Below are 20,464 nucleotides of genomic sequence, written 5' to 3'. Positions count from 1 at the left end.
TTGAAACAATTTTCTCCTTTGAATGCATCTGGAGTTGATGTTTTAATTAAAATAGCTCTTGAATTAATTAATCCTGAACATCTCACAAATTGGTTTACAAATTGCTGCTACTGTACCTCATAAACTCCGAATATGCTGTATCTTGATTTGGTGCGAAACCAATGGATTTATTTTGGTGACGAACAACCGTAAGTCTATGCCCGGACATTTGGCTGACCATTTAGCTTCAGGTCGCCATATACCTGGAATATTCACCATCGATGCAAACCAAAGCATCGGACAAACTGTTGAAGAATTAATCATCATTGTGGAAGCTTCGTTTGAGGATGAATACCAGGATCGAATTGAATATCTACCCCTGAGCCAATAGCGCATTCTCCACTCCCTCACTTATCCTCAAAAATTAGCCCCCTCCTTGCTTTCAAAGAGAGGGCTGAATTTATCAGAGAAATAATTTGTAATCTAAGCCGAAAATTACGAACTACGAATTACGAATTACTTAATATCCGCCTTCTTCTTCGTATTCTGGCTGCCTTTCCTTGACTTTCTTGGGAATATTCACAGGTTTTGGCGCATCTTCCCAAGCATCGCCGTCTACGTCGTCATAATCATCGTATTCGTCAACGTATGGCTTACTATAGGGCTGGGCATCATACTTTAGCGGCTGCGGTTGTTGATACCTGTCGCTGCCGGTTGCCTCGCTCCAGTTATCTTCTTCCTCATCTTCTTCGTATTGAATAGATTCATACTGCCGCGCCTTCATTACCTGACGCTGTGGCCTTTCTTCTTCCACATAGTCTTCATTCCATTCTTCTTGCGCTACGGGTTCGGGGGCGCGAACTTTTTGCCTGGGTGGCTGCAATGGCACTCCACTAGGCAGTTGATTGGGTGCTGCAATTGTACGCGGTGGAGTATAGCCGTATTCTTCTTCTATATCTCGCTCCCAAGGTGCTTTGCCGATACCCAGCCGCTCTAGTAAACCAACTGTCAACTGATTTACTCGTTCTTCGGCTCCTTCAAACACAATCAATCGATTGGGGCCAGTGCTGACAATTTCATCCACTGAGAACTCGTAAGTACTCACAAATTGATCGGGAATTTGGGGCAATCCTAAAGAAGCAATAACTATGGAGTTAAGCTTCCCACTTTCGCCGTTGAACTTAAAGCCGCGAACTTTGCCTAATACTTCACCTGTTTCTGTAATTACTTCCCAGTTAATCAAATTACTGAGAGATTCAACTTCGATATCTTCAATGACATCTTCGTTATCAACCAGGATGACATCACCAATCTGGCTGATGTTGTTGAGGTACATATAGCGCGGTATGCCCGAAATGGAGATCAGGCTGTCTCGCAAACCAAGAGCCACAACCTCTCGTTGATCGATATCAACCCAGACTTGACTGATGATGCCTAGCCGCTTGCCGTTGTCGCGGGTAATCACCTGGGTATTTAATATGTCGGAACGCCTAATTATCTGTTCAGAGGTCATTCTATACCGAGTCCTGATCTCGAATCCGGTTTGGTTTATCTATACACTATTATTAACAAAAACTCAAGCAGATGTATTGGATGATTGTAATTTAATCCCCAAAACTTGAGTGTAAGCTCCTCGTGCTTGAGTAACGCCAATTGTGCGTTCGGCTGATTCTATCATCGGACGACGCAAACTCACAACTATAAATTGCGCTTGTTGTGACTGTTGTTTAATCATTTTAGCTAATCGCTCTACGTTTGCCCCATCTAGGAACATATCTACTTCGTCAAAGGCGTAAAAGGGCGATGGGCGGTAGCGTTGCAGGGCAAAGATAAAGCTCAAGGCGGTAAGTGATTTTTCTCCCCCAGACATGGAAGCTAGGCGTTGTACGGGTTTACCTTTGGGATGTGCAACTAAATTCAATCCACTGCTAAACGGATCTTCGGGATTTTCGAGTTGCAAGAAGCCGTCACCGTCGGAAAGAATGGCAAAAATTGATTGAAAGTTTTCGTTGACAGCATCGAAAGCTTCTTTAAAGGCAAGTTGCCGCAATGTGGTAAAGTTTTCAATTCGTAAAAGTAGTTCGGTGCGTTCCCCTTCTAGTGTCTCTAATTTTTGCGTGAGTTCTTGGAGGCGGTTTTGCGTGCGTTCGTATTCTTCTAACGCCAGCATATTTACAGGTTCCATTGCCTGTAAGCGTTTGGTAAGCGATCGCAATTCTTTCTGCAATTCTTCTAAATCTACCTTGTCTGGCACTTCCGGCAAGGGATTTGGTAATTCTGCTCCCACATCCCGCAATTGAGTTTGCAGTGCAATTAGTTCCTCTCGCCGTTTCTCTTGGGTTTCTTGGAGTTTTTGGATTTCCCATTCCAATTGTTGTTGGCGTAAAAGGTGCGATCGCACTTCTTGTTCTGTAGCGTCGCGTTTTTGTTTCTCTTCGCCTAAATTTTGCTCCATTTGACTCAACGATAAACGGGTTTGGCTGATTTGCTCGTCTATGGTTGTGATTTGTGTGCAGACGCGATTCATCGCGTCTCTACAAGAGGTTTGTTGGGTTTCGTATTCGGTGATTCGCGTTTCTGCTTCTTGGATTTTTTCTTGCAAACGTTGTTGCTGATTTTCTAAATTTTTTAATCTTTGTTCTGCTTCGCGTAATGCTGTTTCGCGTTGTTGCAATTGTTGCTCTTGGATTTTAATGGTTGCCTGGATTTGTTGCCATTCACTGGGGGTTTGGGATGCTTCTAATTCTGCTAATGCGTGTCGCAATTGTTGCAACTCATTTTCTTGTCCAGGTAATTCACGCTCTAAAATTTCTAATCGGGATTGAGCAGTGGCTAATTTTTCGCTGTTTTGGGCGAGTTGCGATCGCGTCCCCTCTAATTGCGCTGTTAAACTCTTAATATCTTTCTGCAACTGCTCCAATTGCAACTGCTGTTCTCGCCGTGCTTGACGCGCTTCTGTTAATTCTTGGGTGAGTTTTTTGGTTTTGGTTGACAAAGTAGCGATCGCTTCAGTACAACGCTCTAAAATTCGCTCAATATCCACCAAGCGACTTTTTAAAGCGATCGCTTCATCAGATTCCGCCGCTTCACCCGTACCAAAACGTAACGCTGAACGCTGAGTATTACTACCACCAGTCATTGCACCACTGGTTTCTAAAAGTTCCCCGTCTAAGGTGACGATGCGATACAATCCTAAATTTTTCCGCGCCGCCTCTAGGTTGGCAAATACTACCGTGTTGCCGAAAACATAGCTAAATACATCTTTGTAACGGCGATCGCAATCAACTAAGTTCACAGCATAGTTAACGAAGCCGCTAGCAAAACGCAGCGTTGCATCTTGAGTAAATTTGGGAGCATGAATTTTATTCAGGGGTAAAAAAGTTGCTCTCCCTGCACGTTTCTGTTTGAGCAGTTCAATACCCGCTGCGGCGATGCTGTCATCTTCCACCACAATATGTCCCAAGCGTCCCCCAGCAGCCATTTCCAAGGCTAGCTGATGGCGGGGTTCCACCAGTCCCAACTGCACAACTAAACCGCAAACACCAGGCATTCCTGATTGTAAAATGACTTTACTGGCTTGGGTTCCTTGAACTTCTTGCTGTGCTTGCGCTTGCGCCTCGATTTTATCCAACTGGCGTTGTTTTTCTCGTTGTTCAGAAAGTAACCGTTTTTGGGTTTCCTGTTGGATTTGCAGTTCTTGTTCTGTGGCTGAGAGATTTTGGGCTAAATTTTGGATGGGTTCGCTAGAGGTGTTAAATTCTGTTTCAATTTGACTACATTCAGTTTGTTTTTGAGCTAATAGCGGTTCGTCGCGCTCAATTAACTGGGTTTGTTCTTGGATTAACTGCTGTAACTGATTATTGCGTTCTCTGAGTTGTGCTTGTTCGGTGCGTTGCGGTTCTAGGGTGTGCAGCAAAGCTTCTATTTGACGGTTGAATGCTGTTTGTTGCTGCACCCAGGCTTCCGAAGCCGAGGCGATTTCTGCGGCTGCTTCGCGGGAGGTTTCTAGAGATTGCTGTGCTTCATTTCTTTGTTGTTGGGAAGACGCGATGAATCGCGTCTCTACAATGTGGGTTTCGGCAATTTCTTCTAGGGAATGATGATGTTTTTGAATCTCTTGCTGAGTTTGAGCTAAACGTTTAGCGGTTTCTTGGGAAGCTGTTTGTAATTCGGTTAGTTGACGCTGGAGTTGTTTGCGTTCTGCTTCTTGGGTGGCGAGGGTAGATTGTACCGCCAAAAGTTCTTCTTCTCCCAAGGCTTTCACATGGGCATTGAGTTGTTCGAGTTCAGCAGTTTTTTGGACGATTTCGGAATTTAGGTTGGTGAGTTGGGTAGTGAGTTCAGTAAAATTGCGATCGCCTGTTTGAATTTCGCGAACTAATTTTTCTTGTTGTGTTTGTAGCGATCGCCATGATAAAACAGCTTCCCAGGATTGTTTAGCTAGAAATTCTGTGCGGAGTTTTTGATATTTCTCAGCTTTCGCCCGATCTTGAGAAAGGCGATCGCGCTGTGCAGTTAATTCCGTTTCAATAATCCGACAGCTATCTTCCTTTTCCTTCACCTCATCTAAAGTTGATTTGGCTTGGACAATTTTGCGATCAAACGCCGCCACCCCAGCTAATTCATCAATAATTTCCCGTCGTTCCCGCCCATTCATCGAGATAATGCTGGTGACATCCCCTTGAAGTACGACATTGTAACCTTCAGGATAAACCCGTAGATTACTTAGTTCCCCATGCAACTCTGTTAACGTGCAAGGTACACCATTGATATAATAATTCGATGTGTAAGTCCCTTGGTGAGTGACTCGTAGCCTTCTAGTAACACTCCACTCGTCCAATTTTGGATTTTGAATTTTGGATTTTAGATTTTCTTCCCCTGCTTCCTCTACTTCCTCTACTTCCTCTACTTCCTGCCTTTGTGCCTTTGCGTCTTTGTGTGAGATTTCATCCGACAAATCAAATGTCACCGTGACGCTAGCCTCAATCGAAGCACGTCCTTTAGCCGTTTGAGTGTTATTTACCAAATCCGGTAGGCGTTCGGCTCGCATTCCCTTAGAACTAGAGAGTCCCAGGCAAAAGAGCAGTGCATCTAAAATATTAGACTTACCCGAACCATTTGGCCCAGATATGACAGTACACCCCGGTAGCAAAGGGACAGAAGTAGTGCCACCGAAGGATTTGAAGTTCGTAAGTTCCACGCGCTTGATGTGCACCATAGGCGCTGGTTCCCTGGGCTAATGAAGAACAAGTGTATCAACTAATTAAGAATTCGCAAGAGGGTAGGAAGGAGGATTGGGGATTATTGTAGACGCACTGCGATGAGCCTGCAAGCTTCACCCAAAAGGCTTACCACAGGCGATCGCTCAGTGTACGGCAAAAATTTTGATGTTGCAAACTGACCATCAAAATTTTCCCAGAGCAGATAATATCATGTATTACTAATTACTTGTAATTCAAAAATTTATTTCAAGATATAACTAGTTTGAAATCGGCTCAAGGCATTCTCACACCGTCATGCGACTTGCTAAGGAACAGAAAGGAGTAAGAAAAAAAAGTAATTCAACCAAATGGTAGAGGATATTAAAAGCACCAAATGAATTTATAATAAAGTAATCTTTACAATTGAAAAAACGTAGAAAGAAAGTCATCTTTACTACCCTAATCCGTTGTCTGTGATATGGTTCTTAACCCGCAAATATTTGTAGAAATTAGTAATGAAGAAATTAATTAAAGGTCTGCGCGAATTTAAATCTAGCTATTTTTCGACACATCAAAAATTATTTGAGCAACTTTCACACGGTCAAAAACCCAGAGTATTATTTATTACCTGTTCTGATTCGCGTCTCGATCCAAATCTAATTACACAAGCCCAAGTTGGTGAATTATTTGTGATTCGCAATGCAGGTAACATCATTCCACCCTATGGGGCAAGTAATGGCGGTGAAGGTGCGACCATTGAATATGCTGTTCAAGCTTTAGATGTTCGCCAAATTATTATTTGCGGTCATTCTCATTGCGGTGCAATGAAAGGATTAATGAAGTTACACAATCTCAGCGATGAGATGCCGCTTGTACATGATTGGCTTAAATATGCAGAAGCAACTCGAAGGCTAGTTATAGACCACTATAGCCACTATGACGAAGAAGAACTACTAGAGATTATGATAGCCGAAAATGTTCTGACTCAAATTGAGAATTTGCGGACATATCCAGTGATTCACTCTAAGCTTTATCAGGGGGAACTCAGCATTTATGCTTGGATTTATCACATTGAAACAGGAGAAGTTTTCGCATACGATCCCCAGAAGCACGCTTATGTTTTGCCTCAAGCTTTGGTTCCAGAATCAGAAATAGATGAGTCGTTCAGAGGTGAGGTTACAAATACCAATTTAGCTGTGCGTTACCCCCAAAACCAGCAGGATGATGTTCAACCTTATGAGAAACAGTCTGTTTCTCCATTTGAGTGGTTTCCAATGAGACGACTTTCTCCAGAGCAGATGGAGCGAATTTATCGAGGTTCAAATAATGGAAGTTGAAAGATAAAAATATAGAATTTCAAATATTCTAAACGATAGATTTTGACCCCACTTCCATTCCTCTCCCTGTTGGCGTCAGCCTGCCGTTAGGCAAGCGGAGAGAGGCTTTGAAACCCATTTTTAGTTTTTCTCTCGTTGTATGAAACCACCCTGCCCTCCCCGAAACGGAAAGGGAGGAGCAATGAAAAATTCAGCTTTTGCTCCCCTCTCCGACACGGAGAGGGGTTGGGGGAGAGGTCAAATAATACTTGTCGAACTTACGTTTATTTAAGTAAGTCAAAAATAGAGACTTACGTCTGTATAAGTCTCTATTTGGTTTCCATGTCGATGCTAACTGAAAGCTTCAGTTATTCTTTTATGGCTTTTTTACAGCATCAACTTTTGCTTCTACCTTCACCGTCTTCACACCTTGGACTTCTTTAGCCAAGGTTTCAGCTTTCTTAAGTTCTTCAACAGAAGCAGCTGTACCTTTGAGGATAATTTCACTCTGTTTGTTTTCAACTTGTAACTTGTTACCTGGTAAGCTTTTATTTAACTTGGCGCTAACTTTAGTTTTTAAATCAGTCTCAGCTTTTGTTGCTGCTGTTTTTTCAGCATCAGTTTTAACTTTAGTATCTGTACTAGCTGCTAAAGGAGTAGTTTGTGTTTCTGGAACTTTGGCAGTTTGATTTGTCTCTGAAGCTGGTTTTGCCGGTGCTTGAGCGGCTTCATTAGTTGCGCTAGGAGTTTCTGAACCAGTTTTAGGAGCCTCTTGGCAGCCAAAAGTACCAACTACCAAAATGCTACTAACTAATAATAGAATTAGTTTTTTCATTATTTATCTCCGAATTGAGTACTTGAAGCGATTAATTAAGATGTGTGTCATGGTGAGGAGCAAATTTAAAAAAAACAATTAAAAGTGAAGTAGCAAAAGTGCTTCAACAATAGCTCAGGTTACTGAAAATTGAAATTTGAGCGATTTCTTGAAGCTAAAATTTTGCACTTGGTTTTGAGAAATCTCAATTCAATTTTTCTGACGGCTGCTAACCAGGATGGCTTTACACACAGTCTGTGGCTCTCGATGAATTTAATGTAGATGCACAGTAGCTCTTTTGATGGTAGACTATGTCACTCCACAGTAGTGACTTGATGTTATCAGATTTGAGTCAATTTGGCGATGTCTATGACAAATTTCAAACTTAAGCTTTTTTGCAATCTTGTATAAGCATTCTTGCCAGCAAAATGTTACTTTATAAAACTATGGCTTACTTACAATGCCTTAAATATCAGGAAATATTAGTCAATGCCCTACCTTACTTCAGCTAGCGAAATTCGTGCCATTGTTGCTGAATATACAAACGCTAAAACATTGTGGATAGATACAGAAGTCGCTGACTATAAAAGTCGTAATCCCCGATTATCGCTGATTCAGGTATTAGATAATCCTCAAGATATGAGTGGCGATCGCGTCTATCTTTTAGATGTATTAGACAAGCCTAATATTATAGCTGAATTTATTGATAAAATTATGATGAATTCTGCCATTGAAAAAGTTTTTCACAACGCGAGTTACGATCTAAAATTTCTCGGTAGCAAGAAAGCCAAAAATATTACTTGCACTTTGGAAATGGCCAAAAAAATTCCCTATTATCTTTTGCCATTACCCAACTACCAACTCAAGACCATAGCTACAGCACTTTGTAGCTTTAATAATATCGATAAACAAGAACAAAAAAGCGATTGGGCAAAACGCCCTCTGACTGAAGAACAGATAGAGTATGCTTACCTAGACTGCATTTATCTTGCTCAAATTCACCTAAACTTGTTAGACTTACAAGCCCAAGCCAGCCCCGAACCTGCAACAGAAGACTTAAGCTCGCTAAGTGCTAGATACTCGCAAGTTGAGCAGCAGTGGAAGTTGTTGAATTCAGAATTTGAGCATTTGCAAGAACGTATAAAAAAAGCCATGCAGGCTCAGAATATATCAGAAACTTATGATTATAAGCTGACTAGTTATGAACGAACTACAATCAAAGCTGCATTTACAGAATTGGCAAAGCTAGCACAAACTCAAGGTATTAATTTAGATTTTCCGATTACGCTAACTCAGAAACTCCAAAAAGATTTAGGGCAAAATATAGAACAACTATCTGTAGATATTGACAAAACTACCTCTTGGCGACTAACTTCTAAAACTCCAGAGAGTGAAACAGAAGATGAGTAAATTGTTCATCAGGCTACAAATGTTAGATTTGATAGAGTGATTGTGAAGAATAAATATTGAAATTTAATAATTCTTTCCTCCTCCCTTATCTGAGAAATCTATAAACTATTAGGGAAATGTGTCAATTAACTTGAAAGGATTATCAAAAGTTAGAATAATGATTGAGTTAAAGAATTAAAATCTAGATTTTGGTACTAATTCCATTCAGGTATTATGGCAGTTTATATTAACTTATGAGACGGCGTTTATTTGGGCAAAAGCGAACAAGGGTAAATACTTTATTTACCATAGCTATTTTTACTACATTGAGTGCAACTAGCAGTATTTCTTGTAGTAAGAATGACAATGTATTAGTAACAGAAATAGGAGTTAGTCAACCTAGCCGTGGTTCAGCTACAACTTCCATTGGTGGGGAATTTTATCTTCAGGGAAAGAATCAGCATTTAAACGGCGACTTGCAAGCTGCGATCGCTTCTTTTAGTAAGGCAATTAGTCAAAATTCTCAGTATGGCGCTGCCTACAATGCGCGAGGATTAGCCTATTTTGATTTGGGGGACAAGGAAAAAGCGATCGCAGATTACAATCAAGCACTCCGCATCAATCCTAACGATGCCGAAGCCCACAATAACTTGGGGAATGCCCGCGCCTCACTGGGAAACAACAGAGAAGCAGTTAAAGATTACAGTGAAGCGATTCGCCTGAATCCCAACTATGCCGAAGCCTACAATAACCGAGGAAATGCCCGCGCCACCAATGGAGACAAAAAAGGGGCACTAGATGATTTTGACCAAGCAATTCTGCTCAACCCAAAATATGCGATCGCCTATAATAACCGAGGAAATGCTCGTGCTGCCAATGGAGAACTAGAAGGGGCGATCGCAGATTACAGTCAAGCCATTCGCCTCAATCGTAACTTTGCCCCTGCCTACAATAACCGAGGAAATGCCCGCGCCAGCAATGGAGACAAAGAGGGGGCGCTCAAGGACTTACAACAAGCAGCAAGTATTTTTCAAAGTCAAGGTAACAACGACTTATATCAACAAGTGATGAATAATATCAAAGAACTTGGACAGTAGCAGACGGGCAGGGGAGCAGGGGAGGTAGGGGAGCAGGGGGAGCAGGGGAGACAAGGAGGACAAGGGGGAATTATAGAACAAGTCTCTCCCAAGTCTCCCCCCTCTTCTCGATCTACCTTGTCTCTTCTCCATGCCCAATGCCCAATCACAAATGACAAATGACAAATGACAAATGACAAAATCACATCCCAGAACCAATGTGAATGCGATCTTCAACTTCTGCAAATTTTTCCTGTGCCTGTTGTTCAGTACTTAATAGTGAAACGACAATCGCCACAATAAACGCCAGTGGGATACTGATTAATCCAGGATTTTTTAAGGGAAAGGGTGCAGAAGCGTGCTTGAGAATCGTTACTTGAATAGTAGGTGATAAATAAATCAGCACTAAAGAGGAGACGGTACCTACTAACATACTTGCAACTGCACCATTGGTTGTGAAGCGTCGCCAAAGCATCGATAAGAGCAATGCTGGGAAGTTTGCACTCGCAGCGATCGCAAATGCTAAACCTACCATATAAGCTACGTTTTGTCCTTTAAACAAGATACCCAAGAATATTGCCACTAACCCCAAAAGCATTGTTGCACCGCGAGCCACCTTCAGTTGTTCTGACTCGTCGGCATGGCCAGAGCGCACCACGTTCACCCATAAATCGTGGGACAATGCAGCTGCACCTGAGAGTGTCAACCCAGCGACAACAGCCAAAATCGTCGCAAAAGAAACAGCAGCAATAAAACCTAAGAAAGCATCACCACCGAGAAATTCTGCCAACATCGGTGCAGCCATATTACCACCAGTACCAATTTGCTTGATGGCATCTTGACCTACTAACACCATCGCTCCAAAGCCTAGAATAAAGGTAAGGAGATAAAAAACGCCAATAATAGCTGTAGCGTAAGTAACAGAGAGCCGCGCTGCTTTGGCGTCGGGTACTGTGTAGAAACGCATCAGAATGTGGGGTAATCCAGCAGTGCCGAACATCAACGACATTCCTAAAGAGATTGCATCAAAGGGGTCAGAAACTAGTTTGCCTGGAGCTAATACACCTGTATACTTTTGGGATGCAGCAGCGAAAAGAGCGATCGGGTTAAAGCCAAATCGTGCCAGTACCAAGATAGCTAGTAAGACAGTTCCACCGAGTAACAAAATTGCTTTGATAATTTGTACCCAAGTGGTGGCAATCATCCCGCCAAAAATCACATAAGCCATCATCACACAACCGACGATGACCACAGCTAATTCATAATCAAAGCCAAACAGTAGTTTGATTAGCTCCCCAGCACCTACCATCTGGGCAATTAAGTAAAAGCTAATTACTACTAGCGTTCCAATTGCAGAGGCGATACGTACAGGTTTTTGCTGCAAGCGAAAAGCCACTACATCAGCAAAAGTGTATTTACCTAAGTTACGTAGTGGTTCGGCAATTAAAAACATGACAATCGGCCAGCCCACCAGGAAGCCGATAGAATAAATTAAGCCGTCAAAGCCGTTGAGTGCCACTAGCCCAGCGATACCTAAAAAGCTAGCTGCACTCATAAAGTCTCCTGCTAGGGCCAGCCCATTTTGGAAACCGCTGATTTTACCACCAGCTGTATAGAACTGTGCGGTATTTTTGGTGAGCTTTGCCGCCCAATAGGTAATGCCTAAAGAACTTACAACAAACAGAAAAAAGAAAGCGATCGCCAACGGGTTAAACTTACCAAGACTGGTAATATCCGCCGCTAGTGGCAGATCGAACCACACATTATTCATGCTTTTTTTGGTTTAGTGTTTTGAATTTGGGAATTGGGAATTGGGCATTGGGAATTGGGCATTGGGCATTGGGAATTGGGCATTGGGCATTGATTATTAATTCTTCTCCCCCTGCTCCCCTGCTCCCCTGCCCCTCTGCTCCTCTGCCTCCCCTGCCTCCCCTGCTCCCCATGCCCCCTGCCATACCCATTTTCACTTGCGTGTCAGCCTTGCGATTTGGTCATCGTAACCGCTATTTGCCCAACGCACGTAGATAAAAATTAATACCCATGCTGAGACAATTACCAACGCCCCTAGTAAAATTCCCAAGCTGAGGCCAGGAAATACTAATGACCCCAGCAGGGGCTTATTGAATGCGATTAATAGGATAAAGCCAAAGTAAATAAACATCATGACTCCACTGAGAATCAGGGATACCCGCCAACGTTCAGCCGCGAGAGCCTGTAGAGCCTTTGTGCGATCGTTCATGTCTTCCTTTAGGTTGAGAAGATTAGGTCAGATTGTCTCATTGAAGCTGATTTTTGCGTAATTTTCTTAAAGATTATTAGTAAATCTATTGCTACATCAGGTAATAAAATTAACTTTGCAAACTGATAAGCTAAAACACATCTAATTTGCAGATGAAAATTTTCTCAATATCTTGTGGGGTGGGTCGAAAAGCCCGCCCTGATTATGCAGCTTGAATGCTGATTAGCTTATATCAAAATAACAAGACAATAGCCGCTCTATTTTGACTCAGAGAAACATGAAACTATAGATGCAGTTGGACACAAATCAAGCTGAACTATTCAGTGATTTATGATTTTATAAGTATTATTTTATACTAATGTGTCAATTACTAACTCAGTCTTTAAATCTTTATATACTAAAAAATAAAATAAATACGTACTAACCACCAGGTTTTAAAATCCTTAAAGTGTTATGAGATGCTTTTTTTAAGCTATCAAATCAATTGAGATTAATAAAAGTAGTAAATTTTAATTTATAAAATATACCAAAAATTACAGTAGTTGCCTAAGTAGTAATTTAGCAAACTTTATACCAAAAGCTTGTTATTACACAGATGGGGCATTACCAAAATTTACTAACGTATGTTTATCCAAACACTTATCACAGAGCCGATTCATTTTTTCAGAATAGTTGTAATTGTCATATTCTCCATCACTTTACATGAACTCGCTCATGGCTGGGCCGCGATGAGTCAGGGAGATAATACTCCACAACAAACCGGTCATCTGACACTGAATCCTGTAGTTCACATGGGTAAGGAATCAATCATCTTTCTCTGTCTCATGGGTATAGCTTGGGGACAAATGCCCGTCAACCCATCTAAATTTCGCTCTGGGAAGCTAGGCAATATTTTGGTATCAGCAGCAGGCCCATTGTCGAATCTAGCTTTAGGCATTCTATTTATTGTGATGCTTAAAATTCTTGCTAATTTGAGTCTTTCAGGACTATTCAGTGCTGAATTTCTTTACCTAGCAGCTCGGATAAATTTGACGTTGTTTCTGTTTAATCTGCTACCAATTCCACCACTCGACGGCTTTCATGTCTTCAGTGAGATTTTTCCTCAGCTAAAGCCACTGGAATATACCCAATTTGGACTTTTTGCCATGATGGTTCTATTTATAGTTCTGGGTTTTGGGATCGGACTTGGTAGGATTGCTGATTTATTTATCCGGTCAGGATTGGGGATGTAAATAGCAAATATTTAGGCAAAGGCAAAGGAAAATTTAAATGAAAATCAAGCAAAAAGTTGTGGTTGCTGCTACTAGTATTGCCTTGAGTATTGCTGCTGCGCTTCTACCATCTGGAGAATCAATAGCGAGTACATTATCTGTAGGTCAATATAGTAATCAATGGCATTCTGGAAATAATCATTTAGTCAAATATCCTCACGAAATAAGTCCACAATTAATGGTTGTGCAACCAGGAATATTTAACTCCGTGTTAGGAAATTTTGTAATTGAAAAAGGTAATTTTATGACCTGTTTGGATCGGGAGCGATCGCCAGTACTTTTTCGCCATGTTACACCCTATTTTTAGCTATTTTACCAATTAGAGATTTTACTTAGCAAAGTTTCCTTGGCAGACTACTAGTACCCAGAGCAACAGCCAATTGCAATGGTAATGTCGCTTGTCCTTGGACATCGCCCAACAACGGTAAAATCCGCACCCGCAGAATATGTTCTGAGAGTTGCGAACTAACTTTAGCAGGGCGATCCCAATCAAGTTGTAGGTTGAACATAGGGAAGGGGAAGGTTGAGGGGGGAGGTTGAAGACAGTCCCAATGAAAAAATTTTCATCACTAGCCATGAAAAATGGACGCTTGAACTGGGGATTGGGGATTAGTCTTTTTACTCGGAACTCAGCACTCTTGTACAGACGCGATTAATCGCGTCTCTTGCCCTTCCCCTTCTCCTTTAATAACGCCGCATCTCGTTAAGGAACTTGTTCTGATAGTGCAAAAACTCTTGGCGTGATTCCTCAGAACGACGTTTATGATCTGTGTGAATATCCTTCCGCAAATTCTCAAGTTCTTTAATCCGATTTTGTTGGTCGTTAAGAAACTTGCGTTGATATCTGAGATACTCGCTGTGCCATTCTTGAAAGCGACGCTCACCATCCCGCACCAACATCTGGCGATAATGTTCGTGAGATAGTAAATGCGAAGGAACGTTAGAAAGATCTGCCATGATTAGAAACCTCAAAAAAGGGGAAGGGGACAAGAAGAGGATGGGGGGATAGGAAGCAGAGGAGATGGGGGAAACAAGCTAATTTAAATACAGTTTTTTTCCCTCTTACCCTTACCTATACCTTCTGACTCCTTGTACTACAGCCGTTTCCATTGCTTGATTAACCATTGCCTACGGGCTTCACCAGCTAGCATTTTGGCTGTAGCACCAATAGCACGAGCGCGATCGCTACCAGATAAGTCTAAACCGCTTAAGGTTTGGCAAGCCCGAAAACTTGAAATCATTGCACCTGTGCGAATTTGGCGCATGGTGCGAATCTGGATCATCGCTTTACCTCCCGACGTTTAGCAATCAGTTTGCCTGCTATTGGCAGTTCTTGAAACAGTTCCTCTAAAATCAACTTTGACTCACTTAAGGGCAGTTTAGAACGAGAAAGCAAGACATCCCTACAAATATCTTGAAAGTCGTCGCTATTAACATTGATAGGAACATTCTGGTTGTTACAGACTTTAGCGACAATCAAACAAGCCCGTAAACCGGAAGCCTTGTCATTTTTTGTCCGGTGTTGAAACTGCTTAACCAAATGGACAACGGCTAGCGCATCCTTACGAAGCAACCCTGCTTTTTGGACAAGAATCTCCAGTTGGGTTGTTTCGTCTGGTTCAGGAATATCTATTGTCACTAAACGATCCATGAGTGCATCTTGGGTGCCGTGTACCCCGCAATACTCTTCTGGATTGGAGGTAAAGATTGCCCGAAACTCAGGATGAACGCGAATATATTCGTGGCGATTAGCAGTTGCTGGCAATACTAATAGCTTTTCCTCCAACGCCGAAAGCAAGACGTTATTCACTTCAGGACGAGAACGATTAAATTCATCGTAAATCAGGGTGAAACCTTCGCGGCAAGCTGTAGTTAGGCGTGAATCAACCCAAGATTCACGTAATTCATCCTCCATCTTGACGACGTTATGAATGTAGTTATCTATAATCTTCTTACGGCTGTAACCCCGTTGATTGCCAATTAAATCGGAGGATTTGTATTCATCGTCTCCAAACACTAATAAAATAGGACGCTCTAGCATATTCGCTAGATGTACTGCTAATGTGGTTTTACCTGTACCAGCAGGACCGCGCAGGTGAATGGAGAAGCCTGTGTGCAGATAACGTAAAGCACGTTTTGTCAGATGATTGACTTTCGGCGTTTCGATGAAGTTTTGTGAGTTAACTTGGAGAACTGTAGCCACAATTATCTCCAATCAAGATTACTGGAGTTTACTCCCGGAGTCAGAGCGTTTGCTTGGAGATTACTAAATGAGGGTGCTGTTCCCCAAACGTAATCTTGCAAAGCAGCGATAAAAGCGGCTCGTTCTTGAGCTTGTTCTGTCCAAGTTTGCTGTTGCTGCGATCGCGTCTCTTCCAAAAAGGCAGCCACCTCGGCTTGCAAGGTGGTATGGAAGTTATTTAATGATTCGCGCATGACAGCAGACATAGCAGCGCGATCGGCAGTGGTATTATGCAAAAATTCTGCTGTTTCAGCTGCTAAGTTTTGGCAAAACTCTTCCAGCCAAGCTCGTTGATACTGATGCAAAGCTGCCATTTCTGCTTGAAATTGCTGACGAGTTTCCAGCACATGTTGTTGACGTAAGCGAACTTCCTGTTCGCGTTGCTGCCGTGCAGCGTACCATTGTTCTCTAAGAGACACAACTTAAGCTCCTTCCCGCTGTACTACATAAAAAATCACAAATCAGCTTCTTCTAACCATTACTTTTGAGCGGTATTACTGAAAATGCCTGCTACTGTGGTTTGGCAACAGGCAGATTAACTAAGGGTATATCAAAAGGGCAATTACCTGACTTATGCCAATTCTCTGTGAAGCTGCACATTATTTTTACCCTTCCTAACCTCCCCTTGGTAAGGGGAGGTGCCGCAGGCGGTGGGGTTCTTTCTATGCGTCTTCATATAGAAATGGTATTAAGCAGCCGGTACAGCAGCTTGAGCAGTCAAACCAACAGCTTCAGCATACTTTAAATATGTTTCTACTGATGCAATTACTATCCGTGCTTCTATTGCTAGGAGTTCGATCCCAACTAAGGATACCCGTACCCATAAATCAATAACAACACCCTTATCAAGAATACGATCGATTACCTCTGCTAAGCTCGAGGACGAGTTCACTTTTTCAACAGCCATGATAGATTACTCCATAATTTTGATAAATCCTTTAAAAACCTGTTGCTGAGATAGTCTACAAAACATACCTCAGTTTTATTTGGCAAGAAGCTTTACCAGGTTCAATGGCAGGTTTTTCTTCAGATATTTACAAATTGAGTAGTGTTTATTACTCGTAGTTATTATTGCGTAAATAATTCCAAATTACAATGTTATTTTTTTTTACTTAAACCTCATCCATCTTGAGAACTGGAGTTTCTTAAAGGAGATCCCAAAAATAAAATTTTCCCGCCCACTTCACTTACTTTACACTCGAAAATTAAAATTATACATCCTTTAGCTTACTACAAAAAGGGTATTTATTTATTGGAAGTTCCTAAAACTTCCTCTGGATTCTCTAGTTGTTCTCCCAAAGCGAACTCATGGCACAAACAGTAATAATTCAGTAGACCAAAAAGTGGGAAAAGTAGGAAAAGTAGGAAAAGTAGGGAAAGTAGGAAAAGTAGGATATTTAATATTAAATAGGTTGGCATGATAAAACCAAACTATATAAAAAAGATAAACTAGGCTAAAACCTTCCTGTCTCTTGCTTTTCATCCCTTCCTACTTTGTTTATTTGAACTACAAAATTTGACGCCGATTTACTTATATCTTCTTGAAAAACTCCAGTTCTCAAGATTGATGAGGTTTAATCTATTTCTCAAGATAGATAAGATTTAATATATTTTTATAAAACAGATATGATATGGTTTTTATGTTGTTATGTACTTGATCGATTTGAAGTGGAAGTGCTTTAATAAATCGAGCAAGTAACTATTTGCACAACTTCATTCAAAAAAATTTTGTCTACTGCTTGGATTTTGATTCTTTATTTACCTTGAAATTCATAAAGCTCTGCAAATATGAAATTCTTCAATTTTATCTACAAGAAAAAAAGGGAAAAAAGCATGAATAAACAAGTAAGCTCTATACCTACTGTTGATTTAGTGATCGTCATAGATACTAGTCCTTCGATGAAAGACGAAGCGCAAGCTCTAAGTAATGCTGCTATGAGTGCGATCGCATCTGCTAAATCTAATTGCCCAACAGAATTAAGAGTAGTTTGGTTAGGGATAGAAGGTATTTGGAAAGGGACAAACTTTGACCAAACAATCAGAGCTTATCTTACTCAGAAGTCTAAGGTATCTGAATCCAAACTCCGGGGTAGAAAAAGGGGAGAACTAAAGTCCGCAGGAGCGCAAGAAGATGCTGCTCGTGCCATTGAAGATATCTCAGAATACTTTGATTGGCGCGAAGGTGCAACACGAGCTATCTTTTATCTCGGCGATGAAGCATTAGAAGGGGGTGGAGATAAAATAGAGCAAAAGGATATTACCGCTGCTGATTTGGCTATCCAAAAAGCCAAATCAGCAGAAGTTACCGTTCACACCTATTTTGGAACTTCTAAGAGCAAGTATCAAGAAGGAATTAAAACTGAATACAGTAGAGTTGCAACCTCAACAGGTGGACAATCTTTTACAGATAAAGACGCTATCAATGGTTTTAGTACAATTTTAGAAAAAGTTATCTGTGGTAGTCGCACAGCTAAAACAATTAAGCTTAACCCAGGAGCAGTTTATATTCAAGATTGTGTCTCCAACCAATTAAGCAAACTTTATACTCTAGATTTAGTCACAGGTAAAGCTAACTTTATTGACGAGATAGTTACAGAAGTTAGTGACATTGCTTTTATCGGTTCTCAACTATATGGACTCGATCGAGACAAGGATAAGACCAGACTAGTTAAAATTGACCTCAATTCAGGTGATGCTACTGTAATTGGTGATATTGGCTTTGCTACATCTGGTTTAGCATATAATCGCCAGCGTCATACCCTCTACGCCACAACTGCTAAACAACTGATTAGTATTAATCTTGAAACAGGTAAAGGTACACCAGTAATAACGGTAGCCGGTAAAAACTACAACTGTAGCGAAGTTGCTTTTGACGCTGATGGCAAAGCTTATATTACCTTGATTAGTTACGACAAGAAGAAAGTATTAGCAAGCTGCAATCTTGATACAGGTGAAGTCAAAATTATTGGCGATATTGGCTTTGCCAATCTTACAAGTATGGAGTTTGTTGGTGATATTCTCTATGGCGTAACTGGTAACTTCTTTAAGTTAGGTAAAGACGGTCAATTAATCCGTATTGATACTACTACTGGTAAAGGAACTTTAGTTACCATAACCGATCCCATCGGTCGTTGGGCAGGTATCACTATTTATCAACCAGCTACGGCAGTAGTAACAAAAATCGCTCCAGAAGTAAACTCAAACGGAAAATCAGAAGAGACAAAACCTCAAGAAATTAAAGTTATCAAAGAAGAAAACATGAGTCTTTTAACCATCGATACTAAAAACAATTGTTACGTTATCAACCCCGATCGAATGAATCATCTGCAACAAAATGTTGCAACTTGCTTTACTTTTGAGAAAGGTACTTTTGATATCAAAATTACTAATGGTCGCTACAGCTATGCCCAGAGTAAAACAGAGGGTGAACCTTTTGTTTTACTCTGGATATATGGGGCTGATGGTAGTACATTTATCAACAAAAACACAGGTTTTGAAGTAGGTGCAACCTGGACAACCTTAAATGGATATAACGATAGTCTGAAGTTAGAAGTCAAAAAGAAAGCAGTTTTAAACGCCTTGTTTTTTGATGTCAACAATGCTGATAACAGCGGAGTTATTAATCTCTCTATTACTAGTAGCAAGCCATTTTTCAGCACTCAGACATTAACAGTAGACAGCAAACGCAATTGTTATGTGCTGGATGAAGCAAACTTGTCTAGCCTGAAACAATCTGGCTCCAATTTCATTGAATTAACGCCAGGAAATTATAAAATCAAAATTCGTGAAGGTAATGCCAGCTATTGGTTAGACAACAAGAAATTTAACCTAGAACCTTGGGCTTTAATTTGGGCCAAAGGCGGAAAATTTATTACAAAACTCACTGGTATTGAAGTTAAAGAAACTTGGTTTTCATTGAATGGTCAGAAAGACGAAGTAGTTTTAGAGGTCAAAGAAAAAACTACTTTATCAGGTTTATTTATTGACACCTACAAAGAAGATAACGAAGGACAAATTATTCTGGCAATAGAGCCAGTGAGTGCAACTGAACTGACCCAGAAGTATCAAAAGCAGGAGAATAAGGTAACTGTTACAACAGGATCTGTTACAAATATTAGAACAGAGTCCATAACAAATGGTACAACCGAAACTGTTACAAATATTCGAGGCTCAGGTGGATCTGTGAGTCGTGAAGCAGTGGGTACGAACGGTTCGAGCGAAACTGTTACAAATATCCAAGGTTCAGGTGGATCTGTGAATCGTGAAGCGGTAGGTGCGAACAGCTCGGTAGATTTTACCTTTCGTTTTAACGAAGACGAGTTTAAGAAGAAGTGGGAGGAGCAGTTACAGCAGATTGATGCATCTATTAATGTGATAGATGAAGCTGATGTGACGCTGGAGGCTAAGTATTGGGATCAGCTCGAAACTTGGTTGCTGAAGAACTACGAGAAGCACTTTAAGAATTTGGCTGTAGAAGTGGCAAAGGTCAGATTCTCGATGGATGCTTATATACAGCAGATGGAATTTAGTCTGAACCAGCATTTGCAAGGCTGGTCTGGCTACTTAGACAAGTTTGTGGAAGATAAGGTCAACGTTGAGATATCAAAGAAAATTAATCAGCAAATCAGCCAGTACGTAGACCAGACTTTTGAGCAAAGGATACGTAACAATGTTGGATTAATTATTAACAACATTGTCAATAAGCAGGAACTCAACCAGTACATCAATCGCCATGTCGATCGCCAAATCGACCAAAACTTAGAGGAAAAATTACGTAACAACGTTGGATTAATTATCAACAACATTGTTAATAAGCCAGAACTCAATCAGTATATCGATCGCCATGTCGATCGCCAAGTAGATCAAAGCTTCGAGCAAAAAGTACGTAACAACGTTGAATTAATTATCAACAACATCGTCAATAAGCCGGAACTCAA

The 20,464-nt window shown here is 41.0% G+C and carries 19 protein-coding genes; 7 read left to right on the top strand and 12 right to left on the bottom strand.

Features of this window, described 5'->3' with window-relative positions; genetic code table 11:
- Window positions 1–175: 175 nt before the first annotated feature.
- On the top strand, window positions 176–370 hold the full coding sequence (locus RMY32_RS22700) for a hypothetical protein (RefSeq protein WP_322712617.1): 195 nt from the start codon (window positions 176–178) through the stop codon (window positions 368–370).
- 129 nt (window positions 371–499) lie between these two features.
- On the opposite strand, the gene RMY32_RS22695 is transcribed toward RMY32_RS22700, so the two are convergent.
- Window positions 500–1,492, bottom strand: coding sequence for a PRC-barrel domain-containing protein (locus tag RMY32_RS22695; RefSeq protein ID WP_322712615.1), 993 nt, complete (start codon window positions 1,490–1,492; stop codon window positions 500–502).
- Window positions 1,493–1,555: 63 nt separating this feature from the next.
- On the bottom strand, window positions 1,556–5,197 hold the full coding sequence (gene smc / locus RMY32_RS22690) for a chromosome segregation protein SMC (RefSeq protein WP_322712613.1): 3,642 nt from the start codon (window positions 5,195–5,197) through the stop codon (window positions 1,556–1,558).
- Between the two features lie 498 nt (window positions 5,198–5,695).
- On the opposite strand from smc, the gene RMY32_RS22685 reads away from it, so the two are divergent.
- Window positions 5,696–6,517 (top strand): carbonic anhydrase, encoded by an 822-nt coding sequence (locus RMY32_RS22685; RefSeq protein ID WP_322712612.1) that lies wholly within the window; start codon window positions 5,696–5,698, stop codon window positions 6,515–6,517.
- 355 nt (window positions 6,518–6,872) lie between these two features.
- Here RMY32_RS22685 and RMY32_RS22680 read toward each other — a convergent pair whose 3' ends face one another.
- On the bottom strand, window positions 6,873–7,331 hold the full coding sequence (locus RMY32_RS22680; RefSeq protein WP_322712611.1) for a BON domain-containing protein: 459 nt from the start codon (window positions 7,329–7,331) through the stop codon (window positions 6,873–6,875).
- Window positions 7,332–7,799: 468 nt separating this feature from the next.
- Between RMY32_RS22680 and RMY32_RS22675 the strand changes: the two genes are divergently transcribed.
- Both RMY32_RS22675 and RMY32_RS22670 read left to right on the top strand, forming a co-directional pair.
- The gene (locus tag RMY32_RS22675) at window positions 7,800–8,720 is read left to right on the top strand and encodes a ribonuclease D (RefSeq protein ID WP_322712610.1); all 921 of its coding nucleotides are present in this window, start codon (window positions 7,800–7,802) and stop codon (window positions 8,718–8,720) included.
- 233 nt (window positions 8,721–8,953) lie between these two features.
- Window positions 8,954–9,796 (top strand): tetratricopeptide repeat protein, encoded by an 843-nt coding sequence (locus tag RMY32_RS22670; protein ID WP_322712608.1) that lies wholly within the window; start codon window positions 8,954–8,956, stop codon window positions 9,794–9,796.
- Window positions 9,797–9,977: 181 nt separating this feature from the next.
- Here RMY32_RS22670 and RMY32_RS22665 read toward each other — a convergent pair whose 3' ends face one another.
- The 3 genes from RMY32_RS22665 to RMY32_RS22655 are packed head-to-tail and all read right to left on the bottom strand — an operon-like array spanning window position 9,978 to window position 12,014.
- Entirely contained in the window at window positions 9,978–11,546 is a 1,569-nt protein-coding gene (locus tag RMY32_RS22665) for a sodium:solute symporter family transporter (RefSeq protein WP_322712607.1), read from the bottom strand.
- Window positions 11,539–11,736, bottom strand: a complete 198-nt coding sequence (locus RMY32_RS22660; RefSeq protein ID WP_322712605.1) for a hypothetical protein — start codon at window positions 11,734–11,736, stop codon at window positions 11,539–11,541. Before RMY32_RS22660 ends, RMY32_RS22665 begins: the two co-directional genes overlap by 8 nt.
- A gap of 2 nt (window positions 11,737–11,738) precedes the next feature.
- On the bottom strand, window positions 11,739–12,014 hold the full coding sequence (locus tag RMY32_RS22655) for a DUF485 domain-containing protein (protein ID WP_322712603.1): 276 nt from the start codon (window positions 12,012–12,014) through the stop codon (window positions 11,739–11,741).
- 623 nt (window positions 12,015–12,637) lie between these two features.
- Between RMY32_RS22655 and RMY32_RS22650 the strand changes: the two genes are divergently transcribed.
- Both RMY32_RS22650 and RMY32_RS22645 read left to right on the top strand, forming a co-directional pair.
- A complete protein-coding gene (locus tag RMY32_RS22650) occupies window positions 12,638–13,246 on the top strand; it encodes a site-2 protease family protein (RefSeq protein ID WP_322712601.1) in 609 nt (202 codons plus the stop codon).
- A gap of 37 nt (window positions 13,247–13,283) precedes the next feature.
- Window positions 13,284–13,592 (top strand): hypothetical protein, encoded by a 309-nt coding sequence (locus RMY32_RS22645; RefSeq protein ID WP_322712599.1) that lies wholly within the window; start codon window positions 13,284–13,286, stop codon window positions 13,590–13,592.
- A 25-nt stretch (window positions 13,593–13,617) separates the two neighbouring features.
- On the opposite strand, the gene RMY32_RS22640 is transcribed toward RMY32_RS22645, so the two are convergent.
- The 6 genes from RMY32_RS22640 to gvpA all read right to left on the bottom strand — a co-directional run bounded on the left by RMY32_RS22640 (window position 13,618) and on the right by gvpA (window position 16,434).
- Window positions 13,618–13,794: a hypothetical protein gene (locus tag RMY32_RS22640; RefSeq protein WP_322712597.1), complete on the bottom strand. Its 177-nt coding sequence runs from the start codon at window positions 13,792–13,794 to the stop codon at window positions 13,618–13,620.
- Window positions 13,795–13,969: 175 nt separating this feature from the next.
- A complete protein-coding gene (locus RMY32_RS22635; protein WP_322712596.1) occupies window positions 13,970–14,242 on the bottom strand; it encodes a hypothetical protein in 273 nt (90 codons plus the stop codon).
- A gap of 137 nt (window positions 14,243–14,379) precedes the next feature.
- A complete protein-coding gene (locus tag RMY32_RS22630; RefSeq protein ID WP_322712594.1) occupies window positions 14,380–14,568 on the bottom strand; it encodes a hypothetical protein in 189 nt (62 codons plus the stop codon).
- Window positions 14,565–15,488, bottom strand: a complete 924-nt coding sequence (gvpN, locus tag RMY32_RS22625; RefSeq protein WP_322712593.1) for a gas vesicle protein GvpN — start codon at window positions 15,486–15,488, stop codon at window positions 14,565–14,567. The genes RMY32_RS22630 and gvpN overlap by 4 nt, the downstream gene beginning before the upstream one ends.
- Window positions 15,489–15,490: 2 nt before the next feature.
- Window positions 15,491–15,946, bottom strand: a complete 456-nt coding sequence (gvpC, locus tag RMY32_RS22620; protein ID WP_322712592.1) for a gas vesicle protein GvpC — start codon at window positions 15,944–15,946, stop codon at window positions 15,491–15,493.
- A 269-nt stretch (window positions 15,947–16,215) separates the two neighbouring features.
- Entirely contained in the window at window positions 16,216–16,434 is a 219-nt protein-coding gene (gene gvpA, locus RMY32_RS22615; RefSeq protein WP_322681236.1) for a gas vesicle structural protein GvpA, read from the bottom strand.
- Between the two features lie 926 nt (window positions 16,435–17,360).
- Here gvpA and RMY32_RS22610 point away from each other — a divergent pair.
- A partial coding sequence (locus tag RMY32_RS22610; protein WP_322712591.1) for a hypothetical protein occupies window positions 17,361–20,464 on the top strand: 3,104 nt, incomplete at its 3' end.

It is taken from the genome of Nostoc sp. ChiSLP03a, from assembly GCF_034531215.2.
Taxonomy (GTDB): Bacteria; Cyanobacteriota; Cyanobacteriia; order Cyanobacteriales; family Nostocaceae; genus Nostoc.
The sequence above is the reverse complement of the archived record's forward strand: the minus strand, read 5'-3'. Positions and strand labels throughout refer to the sequence as shown.

Coding starts and splice junctions, on each gene's coding strand:
- RMY32_RS22695 (WP_322712615.1), bottom strand. CDS start 1,492: ATGACCTCTGAACAGATAATTAGGCGTTCCGACATATTAAATACCCAG.
- smc (WP_322712613.1), bottom strand. CDS start 5,197: ATGGTGCACATCAAGCGCGTGGAACTTACGAACTTCAAATCCTTCGGT.
- RMY32_RS22685 (WP_322712612.1), top strand. CDS start 5,696: ATGAAGAAATTAATTAAAGGTCTGCGCGAATTTAAATCTAGCTATTTT.
- RMY32_RS22680 (WP_322712611.1), bottom strand. CDS start 7,331: ATGAAAAAACTAATTCTATTATTAGTTAGTAGCATTTTGGTAGTTGGT.
- RMY32_RS22675 (WP_322712610.1), top strand. CDS start 7,800: ATGCCCTACCTTACTTCAGCTAGCGAAATTCGTGCCATTGTTGCTGAA.
- RMY32_RS22670 (WP_322712608.1), top strand. CDS start 8,954: ATGAGACGGCGTTTATTTGGGCAAAAGCGAACAAGGGTAAATACTTTA.
- RMY32_RS22665 (WP_322712607.1), bottom strand. CDS start 11,546: ATGAATAATGTGTGGTTCGATCTGCCACTAGCGGCGGATATTACCAGT.
- RMY32_RS22660 (WP_322712605.1), bottom strand. CDS start 11,736: ATGGGTATGGCAGGGGGCATGGGGAGCAGGGGAGGCAGGGGAGGCAGA.
- RMY32_RS22655 (WP_322712603.1), bottom strand. CDS start 12,014: ATGAACGATCGCACAAAGGCTCTACAGGCTCTCGCGGCTGAACGTTGG.
- RMY32_RS22650 (WP_322712601.1), top strand. CDS start 12,638: ATGTTTATCCAAACACTTATCACAGAGCCGATTCATTTTTTCAGAATA.
- RMY32_RS22645 (WP_322712599.1), top strand. CDS start 13,284: ATGAAAATCAAGCAAAAAGTTGTGGTTGCTGCTACTAGTATTGCCTTG.
- RMY32_RS22640 (WP_322712597.1), bottom strand. CDS start 13,794: ATGTTCAACCTACAACTTGATTGGGATCGCCCTGCTAAAGTTAGTTCG.
- RMY32_RS22635 (WP_322712596.1), bottom strand. CDS start 14,242: ATGGCAGATCTTTCTAACGTTCCTTCGCATTTACTATCTCACGAACAT.
- RMY32_RS22630 (WP_322712594.1), bottom strand. CDS start 14,568: ATGATCCAGATTCGCACCATGCGCCAAATTCGCACAGGTGCAATGATT.
- gvpA (WP_322681236.1), bottom strand. CDS start 16,434: ATGGCTGTTGAAAAAGTGAACTCGTCCTCGAGCTTAGCAGAGGTAATC.